Origin of the sequence: Cereibacter sediminicola (assembly GCF_007668225.1) — a bacterium.
In the GTDB taxonomy this organism is placed as follows: domain Bacteria; phylum Pseudomonadota; class Alphaproteobacteria; order Rhodobacterales; family Rhodobacteraceae; genus Cereibacter_A; species Cereibacter_A azotoformans.
Genome location: NZ_VDEK01000046.1, coordinates 1 through 18,700, shown reverse-complemented (window position 1 = coordinate 18,700; position 18,700 = coordinate 1). Strand labels below are relative to the sequence as shown.

General features: G+C 67.5%; 20 protein-coding genes and 3 pseudogenes. 18 read left to right on the top strand and 5 right to left on the bottom strand.

Translation table 11 applies throughout. From position 1 onward, the window contains the following. From FG154_RS18645 to FG154_RS18620, 5 genes are all read left to right on the top strand, one after another. The coding region (locus tag FG154_RS18645) for an IS110 family RNA-guided transposase (RefSeq protein WP_145111198.1) at positions 1-795 on the top strand (795 nt) is incomplete at its 5' end. Between the two features lie 481 nt (positions 796-1,276). Continuing rightward, complete coding sequence (locus FG154_RS18635) at positions 1,277-2,209, top strand: IS5 family transposase (RefSeq protein ID WP_145111195.1); 933 nt, start codon at positions 1,277-1,279, stop codon at positions 2,207-2,209. Between the two features lie 157 nt (positions 2,210-2,366). Then, positions 2,367-3,356: an HlyD family secretion protein gene (locus FG154_RS18630; protein ID WP_145111192.1), complete on the top strand. Its 990-nt coding sequence runs from the start codon at positions 2,367-2,369 to the stop codon at positions 3,354-3,356. A gap of 4 nt (positions 3,357-3,360) precedes the next feature. Continuing rightward, complete coding sequence (locus tag FG154_RS18625; RefSeq protein ID WP_145111189.1) at positions 3,361-4,512, top strand: ABC transporter permease; 1,152 nt, start codon at positions 3,361-3,363, stop codon at positions 4,510-4,512. Further along, positions 4,509-5,678 carry an ABC transporter permease gene (locus tag FG154_RS18620; RefSeq protein ID WP_145111187.1) on the top strand — a complete coding sequence of 390 codons (1,170 nt, stop codon included), beginning with the start codon at positions 4,509-4,511 and terminating at the stop codon, positions 5,676-5,678. Before FG154_RS18625 ends, FG154_RS18620 begins: the two co-directional genes overlap by 4 nt. On the opposite strand, the pseudogene madM reads toward FG154_RS18620, so the two are convergent. The 3 genes and pseudogenes from madM to FG154_RS21925 all read right to left on the bottom strand — a co-directional run. Next, a pseudogene (gene madM / locus FG154_RS18615) lies at positions 5,611-6,356 on the bottom strand (malonate transporter subunit MadM). The gene FG154_RS18620 and the pseudogene madM sit on opposite strands and share 68 nt — an antisense overlap. A 9-nt stretch (positions 6,357-6,365) precedes the next feature. Beyond that, on the bottom strand, positions 6,366-6,758 hold the full coding sequence (gene madL / locus FG154_RS18610; RefSeq protein ID WP_145111186.1) for a malonate transporter subunit MadL: 393 nt from the start codon (positions 6,756-6,758) through the stop codon (positions 6,366-6,368). A gap of 32 nt (positions 6,759-6,790) precedes the next feature. Next, positions 6,791-7,327 (bottom strand): annotated as a pseudogene (locus FG154_RS21925) (IS66 family transposase); the annotation flags it as partial. Between FG154_RS21925 and FG154_RS18600 the strand changes: the two are divergent. Then, positions 7,322-7,822 (top strand): annotated as a pseudogene (locus FG154_RS18600) (IS3 family transposase); the annotation flags it as partial. The pseudogenes FG154_RS21925 and FG154_RS18600 sit on opposite strands and share 6 nt — an antisense overlap. Here FG154_RS18600 and FG154_RS18595 read toward each other — a convergent pair. Then, complete coding sequence (locus tag FG154_RS18595) at positions 7,786-8,502, bottom strand: patatin-like phospholipase family protein (RefSeq protein ID WP_145111185.1); 717 nt, start codon at positions 8,500-8,502, stop codon at positions 7,786-7,788. The pseudogene FG154_RS18600 and the gene FG154_RS18595 sit on opposite strands and share 37 nt — an antisense overlap. 622 nt (positions 8,503-9,124) lie before the next feature. Between FG154_RS18595 and FG154_RS18590 the strand changes: the two genes are divergently transcribed. From FG154_RS18590 to FG154_RS18550, 9 genes are all read left to right on the top strand, one after another. Further along, positions 9,125-9,646: a crossover junction endodeoxyribonuclease RuvC gene (locus FG154_RS18590; RefSeq protein WP_145111180.1), complete on the top strand. Its 522-nt coding sequence runs from the start codon at positions 9,125-9,127 to the stop codon at positions 9,644-9,646. Continuing rightward, positions 9,643-9,843, top strand: coding sequence for a hypothetical protein (locus FG154_RS18585; protein WP_145111178.1), 201 nt, complete (start codon positions 9,643-9,645; stop codon positions 9,841-9,843). The genes FG154_RS18590 and FG154_RS18585 overlap by 4 nt, the downstream gene beginning before the upstream one ends. Further along, positions 9,836-10,261: a DUF6362 family protein gene (locus tag FG154_RS18580; RefSeq protein ID WP_145111176.1), complete on the top strand. Its 426-nt coding sequence runs from the start codon at positions 9,836-9,838 to the stop codon at positions 10,259-10,261. The genes FG154_RS18585 and FG154_RS18580 overlap by 8 nt, the downstream gene beginning before the upstream one ends. A gap of 450 nt (positions 10,262-10,711) precedes the next feature. Beyond that, a complete protein-coding gene (locus FG154_RS21560) occupies positions 10,712-12,214 on the top strand; it encodes a ParB N-terminal domain-containing protein (RefSeq protein ID WP_246100429.1) in 1,503 nt (500 codons plus the stop codon). Between the two features lie 4 nt (positions 12,215-12,218). Beyond that, positions 12,219-13,394 carry a head maturation protease, ClpP-related gene (locus FG154_RS18570; RefSeq protein WP_145111171.1) on the top strand — a complete coding sequence of 392 codons (1,176 nt, stop codon included), beginning with the start codon at positions 12,219-12,221 and terminating at the stop codon, positions 13,392-13,394. 4 nt (positions 13,395-13,398) lie between these two features. Next, positions 13,399-13,764, top strand: a complete 366-nt coding sequence (locus tag FG154_RS18565; RefSeq protein ID WP_145111168.1) for a head decoration protein — start codon at positions 13,399-13,401, stop codon at positions 13,762-13,764. Positions 13,765-13,815: 51 nt separating this feature from the next. Further along, on the top strand, positions 13,816-14,829 hold the full coding sequence (locus FG154_RS18560; RefSeq protein WP_145111165.1) for a major capsid protein: 1,014 nt from the start codon (positions 13,816-13,818) through the stop codon (positions 14,827-14,829). Next, on the top strand, positions 14,829-15,140 hold the full coding sequence (locus FG154_RS18555; RefSeq protein ID WP_036731877.1) for a head-tail joining protein: 312 nt from the start codon (positions 14,829-14,831) through the stop codon (positions 15,138-15,140). The genes FG154_RS18560 and FG154_RS18555 overlap by 1 nt, the downstream gene beginning before the upstream one ends. Then, positions 15,137-15,766 carry a DUF6441 family protein gene (locus FG154_RS18550; RefSeq protein WP_036731875.1) on the top strand — a complete coding sequence of 210 codons (630 nt, stop codon included), beginning with the start codon at positions 15,137-15,139 and terminating at the stop codon, positions 15,764-15,766. Before FG154_RS18555 ends, FG154_RS18550 begins: the two co-directional genes overlap by 4 nt. A 128-nt stretch (positions 15,767-15,894) precedes the next feature. Here the strand turns inward: FG154_RS18550 and FG154_RS18545 are convergent, their stop codons facing one another. Continuing rightward, positions 15,895-16,764, bottom strand: a complete 870-nt coding sequence (locus tag FG154_RS18545; RefSeq protein ID WP_013654509.1) for a cation efflux transmembrane domain-containing protein — start codon at positions 16,762-16,764, stop codon at positions 15,895-15,897. Between the two features lie 47 nt (positions 16,765-16,811). Here FG154_RS18545 and FG154_RS18540 point away from each other — a divergent pair, with 47 nt between their 5' ends. The 3 genes from FG154_RS18540 (at position 16,812) to FG154_RS18530 (ending at position 18,654) form a co-directional block, all read left to right on the top strand. Further along, positions 16,812-17,174: an ArsR/SmtB family transcription factor gene (locus tag FG154_RS18540; RefSeq protein ID WP_013654510.1), complete on the top strand. Its 363-nt coding sequence runs from the start codon at positions 16,812-16,814 to the stop codon at positions 17,172-17,174. Between the two features lie 91 nt (positions 17,175-17,265). Continuing rightward, positions 17,266-17,685, top strand: coding sequence for an acyl-CoA transferase (locus FG154_RS18535; RefSeq protein WP_144864467.1), 420 nt, complete (start codon positions 17,266-17,268; stop codon positions 17,683-17,685). 24 nt (positions 17,686-17,709) lie between these two features. Next, entirely contained in the window at positions 17,710-18,654 is a 945-nt protein-coding gene (locus FG154_RS18530; protein WP_145111162.1) for a phage tail tube protein, read from the top strand. The last annotated feature ends 46 nt before the right edge of the window (positions 18,655-18,700 follow it).

Here is an 18,700-nt window from a genome sequence, read left to right as displayed (position 1 = left end):
TGCCTGAGCCTCCATGGTTATGCCCAAGTGTCCGGTCGAAACGGGGGCCAGTTCATTGCTGAAGCAGCGTCGCGTCCGACCATGCGCTTTGTTGCTGTGAAGAGTGAGACCCAGCAGGCTGCGGCGATGGCCTACCGCACCCGGGATCTTCTGGTTCGGCAGCGCACGCAGACGATCAATGCCCTGCGCGGCCATCTCGCCGAGCAGGGCATTGTTGCGCCCACCGGCCCTGCACACGTTGGGCGCCTTGCAGCCATCATCGACGGAGAGGATGGCACGTTGCCAGCCGCCGTCCGCGACCTCGCGCGCCTTCTGCTGGACCAGATCGCCGGTCTGTCCGAGAGGATCACTGATCTTGATGCCGAGTTGCGCAGGCGCGCAACTGCCGACGACACTGTGCGGCGGCTGACGACAATCCCGGGCGTGGGAGCTGTGACTGCTGCTGCGATTACCACCTTTGCGCCGCCGATGGAAACCTTCTCCAAGGGCCGGGACTTCGCTGCATGGGTCGGTCTCACGCCGCGACAACATTCGAGCGGCGGCAAGGACAGACTTGGCCGCACGTCGAAGATGGGCCAGCGCGACATTCGCCGGCTGCTGATCGTCGGGGCCGTTGCCGTGGTGCGATGGGCGGCACGCAAAGGCGCACCCGACGGCTCTTGGCTTGCCCGGATGTTGGCCCGCAAGCCGAAGATGCTTGTCGCGGTGGCACTGGCCAATCGCATGGCGCGCGCAGCCTGGGCGATGCTGCGCAAGGAGGAGGATTACAAGGATTCGGCGATGGCGGCCGCATAGGCCGGTGTCGTCGGGTTGTCGCCGGATGTGAGAGGGAGCGAGGGAACGTAAGGGCAAACGGTCACGAGACCGGGTTGGGAGATCCATCATTGACGCCGATGCGCCTCCGAGCGCGGGTAAGCGAACTGGTCCTGACCTGCATATCTCCATAAGGGCCCGCGGCGCATGACAGGCCGCATCTTCGAGGCCGGACACACGACCGCACCTGATCACATGCCCGATCGCGCTCAAGATACCACTTGCATCAACGGGGGCGTCCACACACGGCGTCTGAACCCCACGTTGCGTGGCTGACGCGCTGCTGCGAAGTCCTTTTCATCGGCTGATAGGGAGTGCGTTTCGCAATGTGTGCCAAGAATTCGTTTCTCACCTCCCTGGGCGTGGAGATTTATGCCTCTGGTCATCGGCGGTGGCCGGATGAGGTGAAGGCTCGGGTGGTCGCCGATACACTGCAGCCGGGGGCCACGGTAAGCGTCTCGGCATGAGCAAACCTGAGGCTGCCCGCTACCGTATGACGAACTGGAAGTCCTACAACGAGGCTTTGAGGCGGCGTGGATCGCCACTGATCTGGATGGACAAGGACATGGTGTGGCTGGCGAACAAGGCGGGTCGTCGTGGTCGCCCGCCGGTGTTCTCGGATGCGGCCATCCAGTTCTGCCTGATGGTGAAGGTGCTCTTCGGGCTGCCGCTTCGGCAGACAACCGGAACGGTGGCCAGCATCCTGGAGATGGTCGAGCTCGACTGGCCCGTGCCGGACTTCTCCACCATGAGCCGCAGACAAAAAACCCTCACTGTCCAGATATCCTGCCGGCGCGCACCAGGTCCTCTGAACCTGCTGGTGGACAGCACCGGGATCAAGTTTCTCGGCGATGGAGAATGGCTGGCGCACAAGCATGGCACCCACCGCAAGCGCCAGTATCGCAAGGTCCACCTGGCAATGGATACAGACACCGGCGACATTCGGGCGGTGGAGTTCACTTCCAGCCGCGAAGGCGACGGTCGTGAGCTATCTGACCTTCTGAAGCAGATTCCGCCGGAGGGGCTGGTCGGCACCGTGACCGGCGACGGTGCCTTCGACACCCGGCGATGCCACACCGCAATCGTGGACCGTGGCGGCACGGCCATCATCCCGATCCGGAAGAATGGTCGCCTCTGGAAAGAGGACTGCCCTGCCGCTCGCGCTTGCAACGACATCCTCAGGGCGACCAAACGTTTCGGTCGGGCGAACTGGAAGGTCTGGTCCGGCTATCACGTCCGAAGTCGGATCGAGGCAAGGATGCGCTGCCTCAAATCCTTCGGTAAGCGCATCGCCTCGCAAGACCCCGACAGACAAGCGGCCGAGATCTACATCCGCGTCGCGCTCATGAACCGCTTCAACGCACCCGGCACCGCCGAAATCAAGCGCCTGGCCTGAGCTTAATGGGTAAGGGAGAGCCCTGCTCCGACGCCGAGTTCTGCAACAATGCCCAACAACGCCCATGAAAATTGCTTTTCGCAAGCATGCTTTCGAATTGTCCCCGGCGCGGGCCGGGCGTAGTCTGGCCCTCAGTCGAATGTCAGGGACCGAACCGATGAAACCTGCCCAAGCGCCCCGCCGATCCCTTCGGCCGCTGCTGGTCCTGGCCGTTCTGGCCGGGCTGGTCATCGGTGCCGTCTGGTGGGCGACGCGCCCCGGCCCCCTGCTGATCCAGGGCGAGGTCGCGGCCCCGCGGGTCGATGTCTCGGCCCGCACCTCGGGCCGGGTCACGCGGATCGAGGCCGATCTGGGCCAGCGGGTCGAGGGCGGCCAGCTGCTGGCCGAACTGTCGAACCCGCAGCTGGTCACCGCCCATGCCGCCGCAGCATCAGGGCTGGAGGTCGCCCGCGCCTCGGAGGCCGCGGCCGGCGCCACCCGCCCCGAGGTGATCCGCGCCCGCGAGGCCGAGCTGGCCGCGGCCCAGGCCGATCTGCGCCTGGCCGAGGAGCAGCTGGGCCGCGACACGGGCCTGTCGCAGCAGGGCCTGCGCCCGCAGGCGGCGCTGGACCAGTCCACGCGCAACCTGGATGCCGCAGCAGGCCGGGTCGAGGCCGCCGAGGCGCAGCTGGACCTGGCCCGCGCCGGTGCCTCGCCCGAGGAACGCGATGTCGCGGCCGCCCAGGTCGCCCAGGCCGAGGCCGCATTGGCCCAACGCCAGGCGGATCTGGACGAGCTGGAGATCTTTGCGCCCCGGTCCGGCGAGGTCTCGGGCCGGATGATCGAGCTGGGCGAGAATGTCGGCCCCGGCGCGCCGCTGTTCACCATCGTCGATCTGGACCAGGCCTGGTTCACCTTCAACCTGCGCGAGGACCTGCTGGCGGGGCTGGAGATGGGCGACCGGCTGACGATCCGCATCCCCGCCCTGGACCTTGAGGCCGAGGCCGAGATCACCCTGATCAACGTGCAGGGCCAGTTCGCCAGCTGGCGCGCCACCCGCGCGACGGGCGATTTCGACCTGCGCAGCTTTGAACTGCGCGCCCGGCCCGTCGAACCGCTGGAGGGTCTGCGCCCCGGCATGTCCGCGCTGATCCAGCTGGACCGCTAGGGCCATGCTGGCCGTCATGGCGCGCGAGATCCGCCTGCTGCCGCGCCGCCCGGCGCTGGCGTGGCTGGTGATCGTGCTGCCGCTGATCATGCTGCTGGTTCTGGGCGGCATCTTTCGCGCGGGCATTCCCACGGGCATGGCGGTGGCGGTGATCGACCTGGACCGATCCGACCTGTCGCGGGCCGTGACGCGGATGCTGGATGCGGCGCCCGAACTGACCGTGACCCATCGCGCCTCGGACCTGTCCGAGGCGCGGTCGCTGATCGTCTCGGGCGCGGTGCGCGGCGCGGTCCTGATGCCGCCCGATCTGGAACGCGACATCACCCGGGGCGCGCGCCCCGAGATCGTGACCTTCTACGACAACCAGCACATGAGCGCCGGATCGCTGGTCGCCCGCGGCGCCCGCAATGCCATCGACACGGCGCTGGCGGGCCTGCGCCTGTCGGTGCGCCAGGGTCAAGGAGAGGCGCCCGTGCAGGCCATGGTCGCGCTGCAGCCCATCCCGATGCAGGCGCATGCGCTGTTCAACCCGGCCTTTGATTATGTGCATTTCCTGCTGGCCGCGCTGATCCCCACGGTCCTGCAGATCATCGCCGCCGCCGCGACCGCCTATGCGGTGTCGCTGGATTTCGGGCCGGGGCGGCATCCGCGCGTGCTGATGCGCATGGGCGGCGGTATCCTGCCCGCGATGCTGGGCAAGATCCTGCCCTATACGGTCATCTTTCTGCTGATCCTGGGCCTGTCGGATGTGGCGCTGTATGGCTGGCTGGCGGTGCCGTTGCGCGGGTCGCTGTGGCTGATGGCCCTGGGGGCGGTGCTGTTCGTGCTGGCCTCGCAGATGATCGGGGCGCTGGCCTTCGTGCTGACCCGCGACATGGGCCGGGCGGCCAGCATGATCGCGCTGATCACCGCGCCGGCCTTCGGCTTCATGGGGCTGGGTTTCCCGCGCGAGGCGATGTCGACCCTGGCCCAGGCCTGGGGCGCGGCCATTCCCGGCACCTGGTATGTCCAGCTGCGCATCGACCAGTCGCTGCGCGCGACTCCGCTGGACATATCCGCCATGTCGGTCCTGTGGCTGGCGGTGATCGCGGGCGTTCTGGCGGCGCTGATCCTGGCGCAGCTGTCGCGCCTGGCCCGGCAGGAGGCCGCGCCATGAGCCCGCTTGCCACCGCCTTTCGCGCGGAACTGGCCGCCGTGCTGGGCGACAAGCAGGTGCGGATGATCGTGCTGCTGGCGCTGATCCTTTATGCGGTGATCTATCCGCTGCCCTATCGGGCCGAACTGCTGCGTGACGTGCCGGTGGTGCTGGTCGATCAGGACGGCAGCACCGCATCGGCCGATCTGGCGCGGCGGGTGGACGCGTCGGAGGCCGTTGCCCTGACCCATCTCGCCCCCGACATGGCCGAGGCCACGCGGCTGGTCCATGAACGCCGCGCCTATGGCGTCATGCTGATCCCCGACGGGTTCGAACGCGCCCTGCTGCGCGGCGATCAGAGCCCCGTCGCGCTTTATGCCGATGCCAGCTATTTCCTGATGTATCAGCGCGTGATGCAGGGCGCCGCCGTCCCCCTGCGCCAGATGGGCGCCGAGGTCGAGGCCGGGCGCCTGATCGCCCAAGGCACGCCCCGCGCCGTGGCCACCGCCCAGGTCAGCCCCGCGAACCAGATCGAGGTGCCGCTGTTCAACCCCGCGGCGGGCTACGCGACCTATGTGCTGCCCGCGGCCTTCGTGCTGATCCTGCAGCAGACGATGATGATGGGGCTGGCCTTGGCTGCGACCCGGCGCGGGCCGCTGCCCGGCCATCCGGTCTGGCGGCTGCTGGGCCGGGCGGGGGCGTGGCTGGCCATCTGGGCGGGGCTGCTGCCGGTCTATCTGATCGTGCTGCCGGTGCTCTATGGCCTGCCGATCCTGGGCGGGCCGGGGGCGCTGATGATGCTGGGCCTGCCCTTCCTGCTGGCGGCCGGGTTTCTGGCGCAGCTGGTCGCGGCGCTGTTCCGGCGGGGCGAGGTCGTGCAGGTCGTGCTGCTGGCGCTCGGGATGCCGTTCTTCTTCCTGTCGGGCTTCGCTTGGCCGGTCGAGGCGATCCCGGCCCATCTCAACGCGCTGGCGCAGCTGATCCCGTCGACGGCGGCCATCGACGGGCTGGTGCGGGTCACGCAGATGGGCGCGACCCTGCCCGAGATCTCGCCCATCCTGTGGCATCTGTGGGCCTTGGCCGCGGGGCTGGGCCTCGTGGTGCTGGCGGTCGAGACGGTCAGCCCGTCACGGCCAGCAGCGCCAGATAGAGGACCGACGGCCCCATCAGACAGCCCAGCCCGGTGAAGAAGGTCGCCGTCATCGCACCAGCCGCTTGTCGGTCGCGGCCAGCCCCCCGGCCACGCCGCTGGTCGTGCCCATCAGCCCGCCATAGGCCATGGCCGATTTCGGGTTGTTCAGCCCGATCAGCGGCGCGACCAGCGGCGTGCCGATCATCACCAGCACCGCCTTCAGCAGCCCCGCAGCGACCGACAGGGCGATGACCTCGGAACTGGCGCCCAAGGCGGTGCCGGTCACCGGACCCACGATATAGGTCGCCGCACCCCCGCCGATCGTCGCCATGCTGACCGCATCGGTATAGCCGAAGGCCGCCGCGATCGCCGCGCCCACCGCGAAGGACACTACGATCCCCAAGGCCAGCGCGCTGACCCCCGCCGCGCCGGCCTTGCGGATCTCGCGCATGTCGACGCCGTAAGCGGTCGAGACGATGGCCAGGTCGCGCAGCATCGCGCCCCCCATCAGCCCGATCCCGGTGAACAGCGGCACATCCGCCAGCCCGCGGCTGCCCCCGGTCATCATGCCGCCGATCCAGGCCAGGATCAGACCGATGATGATGGCCACTGCCGATCCGTGCAGCCGACCCGCCGTCAGCCGGTCGGACAGCTGATAGGACAGCCACATGACGCCGCCCACGAACAGGAAGGCAAAGACCAGGCCGTTGCGGGCCAGAACCTCGACGATCATCTCCATGGATCAGGCCTCCTGCGCGGTCAGGGGCGGCAGCGGTTCGTCCTGGCCGCCGATGCGGGCCACGACCGGGACCAGCGCCCAGCAGGCGACGGTGGCGCCGATGCCCACCATGATCGCCAAGGGGCCGCCCGCCAGCGCGGCGACCACGTTCTGCCGGGCGGCCATCGCGACCACGATGGGGATGTACATGGCCGACCAGAACAGCACCCCCTGTTCGGAGGCCTGCGGCAGGCGGCCCGTCCGGCGCAGCCAGTCGGTCAGCAGGATCAGGAGCAGCATGGCGAAGCCCACGCCCCCCACATTCGACTGGACGCCCAACAGGACCCCCAGCAGGTCGCCCAGGATGACGCCCGCAAGATGACAGGCGGCCAAGGCCGCCACTCCGTAGATGATCATGTTCGTAAGCGGCGGCGCCGCCTCACCTGGTTTCAGCTTGACGGGTTGAAGTTCCAGGGCAGCAGGTCGTCGATCTTTGCCTGAGGATGGCTGGCTGCCACCGCTTCCAGGGTTGCCTAGAGGTAGGCGAAGGGTTCGACGCCGTTGCCCTTTGCGGTGGCGATCAGGGATGCGATGCGCGCCCAGGATCGGCCACCCTCGTCATGGCCTGCGAAGAGCGCATTCTTTCGCGTCAGCGCGATCGGCCGGATCAGGTTCTCGACGTTGTTGGAGTCGATCTCGACCCGGCCGTCGCGCAAGAAGGTCTGCAACCCGCCCCAGTGACGATGGATATAGGCCAGCTTCTCCCCGAGGCGCGACCTCATCGATATGCGCCGACACTGCAGCTGCAGCCATTCCCCGAATGCGGCGATCAGCGGCGCACTGCGCGCTTGGCGGGCCGACAGCCGCTGGCCCGGGTCCATGCCACGGATCTCGGCCTCGATCCGGTAAAGCTCGGCTATCCGGCACAGGCCCTCGGCCGCGATCTTGGAGCCGTCGCGATCAAAGATCTCCTTCAGTTTTCGCCGGACACCTATGTCGCCACCTGGAGGGGCTTCGTGTATGTGGCTTTCGTCATTGACGCCTACGCACGCCGGATCGTCGGCTGGCGGGCGAGCCAAACAGCCCACGCAGGATTCGTGCTCGACGCTTTGGAACAGGCTGTTCACGACCGCCGCCCGGACAAGGGCGCGGGGCTCGTCCATCATTCCGACCGCGGGTCGCAATACCTGTCAATCAAATACACCGAGAGATTGGGTGAGGCGGGCATCGAACCCTCTGTCGGCAGCGTCGGCGACAGCTATGACAACGCGCTGGCGGAGACCATCAACGGCCTCTTCAAGGCCGAGGTCATTCACCGTCGCGGACCGTGGCGCAACTTCGAGGCTGTCGAATACGCCACCCTCGAATGGGTCGACTGGTTCAATAACCGCCGCCTGCTCGAGCCGATCGGGAACATCCCTCCGGCGGAAGCAGAGGCAAACTTCTACGCGGCTCTGGAAGCCGAAGACATGGCCGCATAACTAATCGTAATCAGCCTCCGGCAAACCCGGAGCGGTTCATACTGCCCGCAACCTATGCTCAGTACGCGGCACTCAGTCGGTGCGAACCCGAGCGGCCCGGTGGCATCAGCCAACGCGTAGAGCGCGGGATTGTTCGCCACATAGCCGCCGTCGAAGAGCTCAACATCGTTACCTGTGCTCGTTCTCACGATCTTGCGCTCAAAGAACGGGTACGCCGAACAAGACGCTTCCACCGCGTCGGCGAGCGTGCAGCCGAAGCCCGGAACAAATGTAGCGCGCCTGCCGTGTGCTTGGGTCTGCATGCTCTTGAAGATCATCGGCGTCTCGAGTTGCCACTTCGTAGTCACGACACCAAGGCCAGTGCGAACCGTGTCGAAACCATCCTCTCCGAAGACCTTCTCCCCAACGGCGCGAAGACGCCGCGTGCGTTCGCGCGGTTTCTTGGCTTGCATGATATGCGGGACGTGCTCTCGATAGAGGCAATGGATTTCTTCGACCGACTTTCCGGTAGCCAACAGCGTGGCGATGATCGAGCCGGTACTTGTCCCGAAGATCAAGTCGAAGCTCTCGTGAATGGGGTGAGGGAGCACCGCTTCGACCTCGGCCAGCACTCCGAGGGAATAGAAGCCTTTCGCTCCCCCACCGTCCAAGCTCAAGATCCTGCAAATGCCTTCTGGCATCGGAAGCACGCTCCAAATGATATCCAGATATAGTGGATGGCGCGTAGGTCGTATGCAAGGGTTAGCGGAGCATCGTCAAATGTCCGTTCTGTGATGCTGTGCCAGGTGAGCTCGCTCTCGGAACCAACGGCCGCTCCGCGCCCTTCGCCCGGATCCTGTTTTGTCTGAAGCTGCCCGGCGCTAGTCGTGGAGTTCTGTCCCAACCTCCCCGGTGGTCCCAACCTTGTCCCAACCCCCCGAGGGGGTTGGGGACACGAAAAGCCGTTCAAAAACAACGGTGTCCCCAACCTCACCCCGTCGTCCCAACCTTTTGCTACACATTCATGTGGGAGAACGGAAAAGGTCGGGAACATGTTTTTCTATACGAAAAGAGAAGGACCCCCGTTGGGGACACCGAGGTTGGGACCACATCCATTCAAGTCATTGGAGTAAAACAATAAAGGGCTGTCCCAACCCCCTCGAAGGTTGGGACCACACGGTCGGAGGTTGGGACCGGGACGGGCAGCGCGTCGATCGTCGCCGGCCGCGTCGTCCCTGGTCGTTTTCGCTTTGGCCGAGGACCGCCGAATGCTACATCTTGCGGTGACCGAAGCCGAAGGCCCACAGCTTGTGAGCCTTCACGATGAACACACAGATCCCCGCACAGGATATCCGCCCCGAGCCGGGCGTGATTTCCCGGTCCTGCATCCTCGCCCTCGACCTCGGCACCACGACCGGCTGGGCACTCCGCAGCCACGACGGACTGATCACCAGCGGCACGGTCAGCTTCCGACCCGGACGCTTCGACGGCGGCGGTATGCGCTACCTGCGGTTCACCAACTGGCTGACCGAACTCGACCGGATGTCCGGCCCCATCGCCGCGATCTGGTTCGAGGAAGTCCGCCGCCACGCCGGCACTGACGCGGCTCACATCTATGGCGGGCTGATGGCAACCCTGACCTCGTGGGCCGAACTGCGGGGCGTTCCCTACGAGGGCGTTCCGGTCGGCACGATCAAGCGCCACGCGACTGGCAAAGGCAACGCGCCCAAGGAGGCGATGATCGCCGCGGCGCGAGCACGAGGGTTCTCACCCGCGGACGACAACGAGGCCGATGCGATCGCCATCCTGCACTGGGCGATCGAGACGAACGGGGGCCTGGGATGAGGTGGTATCCGAAAGGCTACGGCGGCACGCGTCGGGATCCCGACCAGGTGAAGCGCGATGGCTGGCATGACGAGGGTGTGCTCGCCGTATCCGTCGACGACCATCGCCTGACCTGGCCAGAGCGCGAACTGGTGCGTCAGCTCGGCGAGAAGCTGTATGGACCTTGGGCGAGCGACCGGGAGGCCGCGAATGGCTGAGTGGACGCCCACCATGGTCGAGGACCGCCTTGAGAGCGCGGCCGACGTGTTCCGGTCGCTGCCCGAGGTGAAGCCGCAGGGCTACTTCAACGCCTGGCCCGAGTACTTCCACAGCTTCGCGGACCAGGTCGGCCAGGAGCCACGAACCCGCCGGCCGAAGCCCGGACCGCGCGACATCACGCAGGCCGAGGACGCTCTGCTCTGGCTGCGCTGGCTCGATCCCGCCGATGCGCGCCTGCTCTGGCTTCGGGCGAACCGGAAGCCGTGGAAGCCAATCTGCTGGGAACTCGGCATCAGCCGCGCCACCGCGAACCGGCGCTGGCAGTACGGGGTCGCGGTCATCGTCTGGCGGCTAAACGGGAGGCAGGTGCCGCGGAAGCGGTCGATGGAATTCGTCGTGGCGCAGGTGGCGCACTGAGCCTGTCAAGGCTCGACATGCGCGCGAGACAATTTCCGGCGAGACACCGGACGGCGAGACGGATCGCTCCTCTGACGCTATCCATGGCGATATACTCGGAGTCGTGCGCTCGGGCGAACCGACGCTCATCCCGAGGTGGACACCGCGGCTGGCTTCCGGGGTCCAGCAGGGGTCCAGGCCGCCAAGTCTTTGTTTTCCGGTTCCTTTTCGGGCCGAAACGTATGCTGGCGGGCTTGGCGCGAAACATCGCCAGCGACAGGGCCGATTTTTTGGGAAGCCACCGGAGTCCGGGGTCCACCCGCGACGCCTGAAACCCTCTTGAGTTCAAACACCTGACCGGCCGCCCGGGGTGGATGCCCAGCGGATACCGGAGTCCAGCCGGAAGCCGGTGGACCCTGCCGCGCCGGAGTCCACCCTGCGGATACCGATCGACCATCGACAGGAACCTGCATGACCCTCGCCTTCGCCCCCGAGCGGATCGAGATGTGGCCGCTGGCCAAGCTCCAGCCCTACGCGAAGAACGCGAAGGTGCACGGGGCCGACCAGGTCGCGAAGATCGCCGCCAGCATGGCCGAGTTCGGCTGGACCGTGCCGTGCCTCGTCGGTGAGGACGGGGAGTTGATCGCGGGCCACGGCCGCGTGCTGGCGGCGACGCAGCTCGGTCTGACCGAGGCGCCGGTGATCGTGCTGGGGCACCTGAGCGAGGCGCAGCGGCGGGCATACCGCATCGCGGACAACAAGCTCACGGAACTCTCAAGCTGGGACGAAGCGCTGCTGTCGGCCGAGCTACAGGACCTGCTCGCTGACGACTACGACCTGTCGCTGGTCGGCTTCTCGGACGGCGAACTCGACAAGCTGCTGGCCTACGTCGCGGAAGACGACGGTGAAGAAGGTGGCGCCGGGGGCTCCGTGCCGCCGGTGACCATCCCCGAACCGCCCCGCAATCCCGCGTCGCGCACACGCGACCTCTGGATCCTCGGCGAGCATCGGTTGCTGTGCGGCGACAGCACGAACCCCGAGGACGTCCGCCGCCTGATGAATGGCGAACGCGCGGTCCTGTTCGCGACCGACCCGCCGTACCTCGTCGACTACGACGGCTCGAACCATCCGACCCGCAACAAGGACTGGTCGGCCTCCTATGGCACGACCTGGGACGACAGTTCGCAGGGGGCGGAGCTTTACGACGGGTTCATTGCCGCCGCCGTGGCTGAGGCGATCACCGAGGACGCTGCCTGGTACTGCTGGCACGCCTCGCGCCGCCAGGCGATGCTCGAGGCTTGCTGGGAGAAGGCCGGCGCCTTCGTGCACCAGCAGATCATCTGGGTGAAGGACCGCGGCGTCCTGACCCGGTCGCATTACCTCTGGAAACACGAGCCCTGTTTCATGGGCTGGCGGCGTCCGAACCGCCCGCCGAAGGTGCCCTACCACCTGGTCACCGGCGACGTGCGGCAGGCGAACTACTCGAGCCTGCGCGCCGAGCTCGTCGAGTTCCGCCGCCGCATCGGCCAGCTGCAGCATGGCGTGATCGTACACCAGTTCTGTCGGACGGTCTGGCAGCGCTGGCTGGACACGTCGGTGCTATCGGGCGCGCTGGACCTGCCGGGCTACGGTTCGGCGCCAAGCCGGTTCCGTGCGGTGCAGTGGATCCCGCCGCGCTGGGACTGGGTGGATCCGCTGAAGGACATCCAGGCACAAGTGCTGGCGATGGAAGCCGGCATCACCTCGCGGCGCAAGGTGGTCGAGGCCACCGGCTACGACGTCGAGGAAGTGGATCGCGAGAACGCCGTCGATGCGGCACGCGCCGCGGAGCTGGGGCTCCGCTACCGCACCAGCCCCGGCGAGACGCAGGGCGCGCGGGCGACACCGGCGACGCGGGCCCGGCCTGGCGGTGGAACCGGCGAGGACAGGGGCGACGGTGCCGCGGCGACTGATCCCGCCACCGAACAGGAGTGACGACATGGCAAGCTGGTATGCGATCCGCGCCCGGGGGTGCGGCCGGGAGGACGCACGCGCGGAAGTGGCGATCTATGACGAGATCGGCGCCTACGGGGTCTCGGCGAAAGGCTTTCTCGCCGAACTCGGCGCGCTGCCCGATGCGGCGCCGATCGATCTGAGGCTGAACAGCCCGGGCGGGTCGGTCTTCGATGCCGTCGCGATCTACAACGCGCTCCAGCGTCACGCCGGCCGGGTCACGGTCTGGATCGACGGCATCGCCGCCTCGGCGGCCTCCTACGTGGCGATGGCGGGCGACGAGATCGTCATGCCCGAGAACGCCTTCCTGATGATCCACGATCCGGCCGGGCTGGTGATGGGCACGGCTGGCGACATGCGCGCCATGGCCGAGGCACTCGACAAGGTAAAGGCCAGCCTGGTCGCAGGCTATGCGGCGAAATCCGGCCGGCCGAGCGAGGAGATCGCCGCGCTGATGGCGGCCGAGACCTGGTTCGATGCCGGGGACGCGCTGACCCTCGGACTTGCGACCCGGATGGCCGAGCCGGTCCGCATCGCCGCCCGCTTCGACATCGACCGGTTCCGCAATGCCCCGCCCGCACTGGTCGAGGCGGTGGAGGCAGAGGGACCGATTGACGCTGCGCCGGACGGCGGCACCCGGGACGATGCGGTTCCGGAGACCGGGACGGTACCGCACGGCGGGTCGGACCGGGGCGGAGTGGCCGACGATGCTGCCGACAGCGGCGCAGGACCTGCCGCTGTTGCCGACACAACGGCCAGGGCAGCAACGCCTCAGGGGCATGTTGATCTTTCCGACATGCCCCGCGACGCGCCCGATACCGCGGCGGCGGACCCCGACCGTCCACCACCCGACCTCGCCCCGTCCGAGCCGGCCGCGCTCACGGCACCGATGCTCGCGCCTGCCGATCCCGTGGCGATCCGGGCGGAGGCCATCGCCCATGCCCGCGCCATTGTCGATCTCTGTCGCCTCGCCGGCCAGCCGCAGATGGCCGGCCGCTTTCTCGCGCAGGACGTCGGTCTCGACGAGGTGCGCATGGCCCTTTTCGCAGCGAAAGCGGAGGCCGAACCCGAGATCGCCCCGCATCACCCGCAGCCGGGGCGCAGTTCGGCCGCGCGCCCCTGGCGCGAGATCGTCGCCCGCAGCTTCAATCTGAAAGGATGACACCATGACCACGCTGGTCGAAGGCAAACACCCCGGCGGATTCCTCGTCTGGGAAGCCTTCCGTGACTACACCCGCGAGACGATCGCCGTCGCCGCGGGCACGCTCAAGCCCGGCACGGTGCTGGGCAAGATCACTGCGTCAGGCAAATACGCCGCGCACGATCCCGCCGCCGTCGACGGCACCGAGACCGCCGTCGCCGTGCTCTGGGCAAAGGCCGACGCGAGCGCCGGCGATGTACCGGCCGTTGCGATCGTCCGCGGCCCTGCCATCGTCAACCGCCACGACCTCGTCTTCGCGGGCACGCCCGGCGAGGGCGAGATCGCCGCAGCCCATGCGGCGCTCCTGGCCGCAGGCATCCTCGTCCGCTGATCCGCTGACCGGCCCGCGCCGCACCGACATTCCCGAACCGGAGGCATTCCCATGGCCACCATGGACATCTTCGAAGGCGATGCCTTCACCATCATCGAGCTCACCCGCGCGCTGGAGAGCATTCCGTTCCGACCGGCGCTGCTCTCGGGCTCGGCCCTCTTCTCGCCACGCGGCGTGCGCGCCCGCACCGTCGTGATCGAGAGCCGCGACGGCACGCTGTCGCTGATCCCGTTCTCGGAACGCGGGTCGGCCTACGAGCAGCAGATCCCCGACCGGCGCGAGATGCGTGCCTTCGTCTGCCGGCAGTTCAAGAAGCATGACGTGCTCTGGGCCTCCGAGATCCAGGGCGTGCGGGACTTCGGATCGGAAACTGCTACCCAGCAGGTCCAGACCGAGGTGGCCTACCGGCTGCGCAAGCTTCGCCAGGATGCCGAGACCACCTTCGAGTACCACCTCCTGAACGGCATCCAGGGGATCGTGAAGGACCCGAAGGACCACGCCACGGTGGTGAACTACTTCACCGAGTTCGGCATCAGCCCGGCCGCCGAGATCGACTTCGACCTCGACAACGCCACGCCCGCTTCGGGGGCGCTGCGCAAGCGCTGCCAGGCGCTGATCGAGAGCGTGGAAGAGTCGATGGGCGGGCTCTCCGCCGGTGCGGTGCAGGTCCGGGCCGAATGCGGCTCGGCCTTCTTCGCCGATCTCGTGGCCCACAAGGAGGTGCGCGAGACCTATCTCAACACCGCCGCGGCGGCCGACCTGCGGGGCCGGGTCGCCGACGAGGTCAGCTTCGGCGGCATCACCTTCCGCCGCTACAGGGGCGGCGTCGGCTTCGGCGTGCCGACCGACAAGGCGTACTTCTATCCGGAAGGCATCGAGGGGCTGTTCGAGATCTATTACGCGCCCGCCGACACCTTCGAGACGGTCAACACCCTCGGCCAGCCGCTCTACGCACGTACCATCCCCGATCGTGATCGCGACGAGTGGGTGCGGCTGGAGATCGAGAGCAATCCGCTGCCGATCTGCACCCGCCCGCAGGTGCTGCGCAGCGCGCGGCGGACCTGATGTCCGCCTTCGCGGTCGCCCTCAGTGCCCTCTTCGCCGATCCGAACATCGGAAGGGATGCCGTCTACATCGCTGACGGCGGCGCGCCCGTACTGGTGCGCGTCGTCGCCCGGCGTGCTGACGCCGTCACCGAGTTCGGCGATGCCCGGCTCTGGTCCGAGACGACCCGCATCGATCTGCTGGTCGCAGAGGTGGCGAACCCGCGCCCGGGCGACAGGCTCGAGATCGACGGCGACGCCTTCCTGGTCCAGGGCGAGCCCGTCCGCGACCGCGAGCGGCTAGCCTGGACTGTGTATCTGATACCTGCATGAAGCTGAATCTCGACATCGATCCCGACATCGTCGCGATGATGCAGGCGGAGATCACGGCCGGGGAGCGCGCTGTCACGGCCGCCATGCGCGAGGCCGGGACCGGGCTGAAGACCGCGTGGCGGTTGCAGATCACCGGCGCGGGCCTTGGCACCCGGCTCGCCAACTCGATCCGGAGCCAGACCTTCCCGAGGTCGGGCGAGAGCCTCGACGCCGCGGCGCTGGTCTGGTCCAAGGCGCCGGTGATCGTCGGTGCCCATGACACCGGTCCGCTGATCCGCTCGAAGAACGGGTTCTGGCTGGCGATCCCGCTGCCTGCCGCAGGCAAGTCCCTACGCGGCGGCCGGATCACGCCCGGCGAATGGGAGCGCCGCCGTGGCCTGCGCCTGCGCTTCGTCTATCGTCGCACCGGACCGAGCCTGCTGGTGGCGGAGGGCCGGTTGAACACGAAGGGCCAAGCGGTGGTGTCGCGCTCGAAGACCGGGCGCGGAAAGGTCACCGCGCCGATCTTCCTGCTGGTACCGCAGGTCAAGTTGCCGAAGCGGCTTGATCTGGCGAGGGATGCCGAGCGGGCGCACGACGCGGTACCGGGACTGATCGTGGCGAATTGGGTGGAGGCGAAACTATAGTCGGACGCGCCTGAAAAAGGATCTGGAGCCCTGACAGGCCCCGTCTATCTCGGCGGCCGAGAGATCGTATTCTGGTCCTGATGCCGCCTGCACGATCCGGCGCCCGAAGCCCGGTGACCGGCGTGGCCTCACGTGGCCACCCGCAAATCGGCCCGCGCGTCGCGGATGATCGACCACGAGGATTGCAGAAACAGCCCGGCGATCACTGCCGCTACAACGAGGTCGGGCCATGCCGTGTTAGTCCAGGCGACCAGACCCGCTGCCACGACGACCGCTGCATTGCCGATGGCGTCGTTGCGCGAGAACAGCCAGACGGCCCGAACGTTGGCATCTCCGGCCCGGTGGGGCAGCAACGGCAGAACGGCAACCACGTTGACCACGAGCGCGATCACGGCGAACAGGCCCATCAGTTCAGCTTCAGGCTGCTGCTGAACCAGTACGCGGTAGGCCGTGTTGGCGAGGACCCCGAGACCGAGCGCCCCGAGAAACAAGCCTTGGATCAAAGCGGAACGGGCTCGCCAGACCAGGCTCCAGCCGATCGCCAGAACCCCAAGGAAAGTGATCAGGCCATCGCCGAGGAAATCGAGCGCATCGGCTTTCAGGGCCTGCGATCCGGAAATGAAGCCGCCAACCATCTCGATGAGGCCGTAGCCCACGTTCAGCACGATCACGATCCACAGCGCACGCCGGTAGGCCGGGGTGATATGGCTCAAGTCCTTCGGAAGATCGTCGATGTCTCCCTCGTGATCAGCTTCGGGTCCGCCCAGCCGATCCAGTCGGTAGCCGATGCCCGACACCGCACGCTCCACTTCGGGCAGCTGCAAACTCAGGTCGGATACATGCACCGTCATGATCTGCGTGGCAGTCGAGACTTTCACGTCCTCGACCCCGGCCGACCGCACCGCCTTCTCGATCTTCGCGGCGCATGACGGGCAGTCCATGCCGGTGACTCTGTAGCGCGCGTGCTCAGCGTTGCTCATTGTGGCCGTTTCGCTCATTACGATCTTCCGTGGACAGACGAGGCTATATATCATTGCAGACTGATATGTCGAGCGAGACCGGAATCCTTCAGCAGGCTGATGCTCAAGTCGTCGAGTTGCGGGCGAAGCTTTTCCGCGGCTTGGCTGACTTCTCGCGCATGTCGATTTTGGCCGCTCTGCGTGACGGCCCGCTTTCGGTTGGGGAGATCGTTGGCGCCACCGGCCTGTCGCAGTCGAACGCCTCAAACCACCTGCGGTGCCTGAGCGAATGCGGGCTGGTTGTCGGAGAACCGGACGGTCGGTTCGTCCGGTATCGGTTGAGCGATCCGCGCTTGGACGAACTGATGAGGCTGGCCGACGACCTCCTGGCCGGGACCGCTCGGGGCGTTGACTCGTGCGAGAATTTCAAAGGAACGGGCACGGTCTGATCGACGGCGGACGTCCGCCGTCGTTGGCCTACGATCAAGACCGGGCGACGACGCCCGGTGCTGTGCCATTCGGATTTTCTTCGGTGACATCATGCCCAGTACACGCGAGGCCACGCTGGCGGCGCTGCACGCACGTCTTTTGGCGTTGCCCGCCACCGCGCTCCGCGGCGAGGTGCTGCCCGAGCGCGTGCCGGCCGAGGGGCTGCTGATCCTGCGCGATGGCGAGCCGGGCGAGCCGGAGGTGACGCTGTCGCCCCTGCGCTACCACTACCAGCACCGCGCCGAGATCGAGGCCGTCGTTCAGGGCGCGGCGCGTGACGCCGCCTTCGACACGCTGACGGCCAGCATCGGCGCTGCGCTCGCCGCCGACCGGACGCTGGGCGGGCTCTGCGACTGGGTCGAGGCGGAAGCGCCACGGCCCGTCGATCTGCCCGTCGAGGGCGCGGCGAGCTTGAAGGCCGCCGTGATCCCGGTCGTCCTGCACTATTCCACGGCGGACCAGCTGGCCTGACCCCGACAACCCGAGGAGAACACCATGGCACGAGCCCAGGGGGCGCGGGCGCTGATGGCGCTTGCGTTCGAAACGACCTATGGAACGCCGCCCGCGAGCGGCTTCACCCGCATGCCCTTCGCCAGCACGTCGCTCGGCGCCGAGCAGCCGCTGCTGAACTCGGAGCTGCTCGGCTATGGCCGCGACCCGCTGGCGCCGATCAAGGACGCGGTGACGGCGGATGGCGATGTCGTGGTGCCGCTCGACGCCGAGGCCTTCGGGTTCTGGCTGAAGGCGGCGTTCGGTGCGCCGACGACCACGGGCGTGGAAGCGCCATACAGCCACGAGTTCCAGTCGGGGTCCTGGACGCTGCCCAGCATGTCTATCGAGACCGGCATGCCCGAGGTGCCGCGCTACGCGATGTATTCGGGCTGCGTGCTCGACCAGATCACCTGGCAGATGCAGCGCTCCGGCCTGCTGACCGCCACCGCGCGGCTGGTGGCGCAGGGCGAGACGGTCGGCACGACCACCAGCGCCGGGACACCGGCGGCGCTCGAGCTGAAGCGCTTCGGCCATTTCAACGGGGCGATCAGCCGCAATGGCACCGCCCTCGGCAATGTGGTCTCGGCGGAGATCACCTATGCCAACAACCTCGACCGGATCGAGACCATCCGCGCGGACGGCCGCATCGACGGCGCCGACCCGTCCATCGCCGCGCTCACCGGCCGGATCGAGGTGCGCTTCGCCGACCAGACGCTGGTGACGCAGGCCATCAACGGCGAGGCCTGCGAGATGGAATTCGCTTACGTCCTGCCGTCCGGCGAGAGCTTCACCTTCACCGTGCACGCCGTCTACCTGCCGCGTCCCCGCATCGAGATCTCCGGGCCGCAGGGCGTGCAGGCCACCTTCGACTGGCAGGCCGCCCGCGACAGCGTCGTCGGCCGGATGTGCACCGCCACCCTCGTGAACGACGTGGAGAGTTTGTCTTAAGATTTCCCCCGGTTCCCGTGCGATACGGGAGCCGCTGTCCGGCACC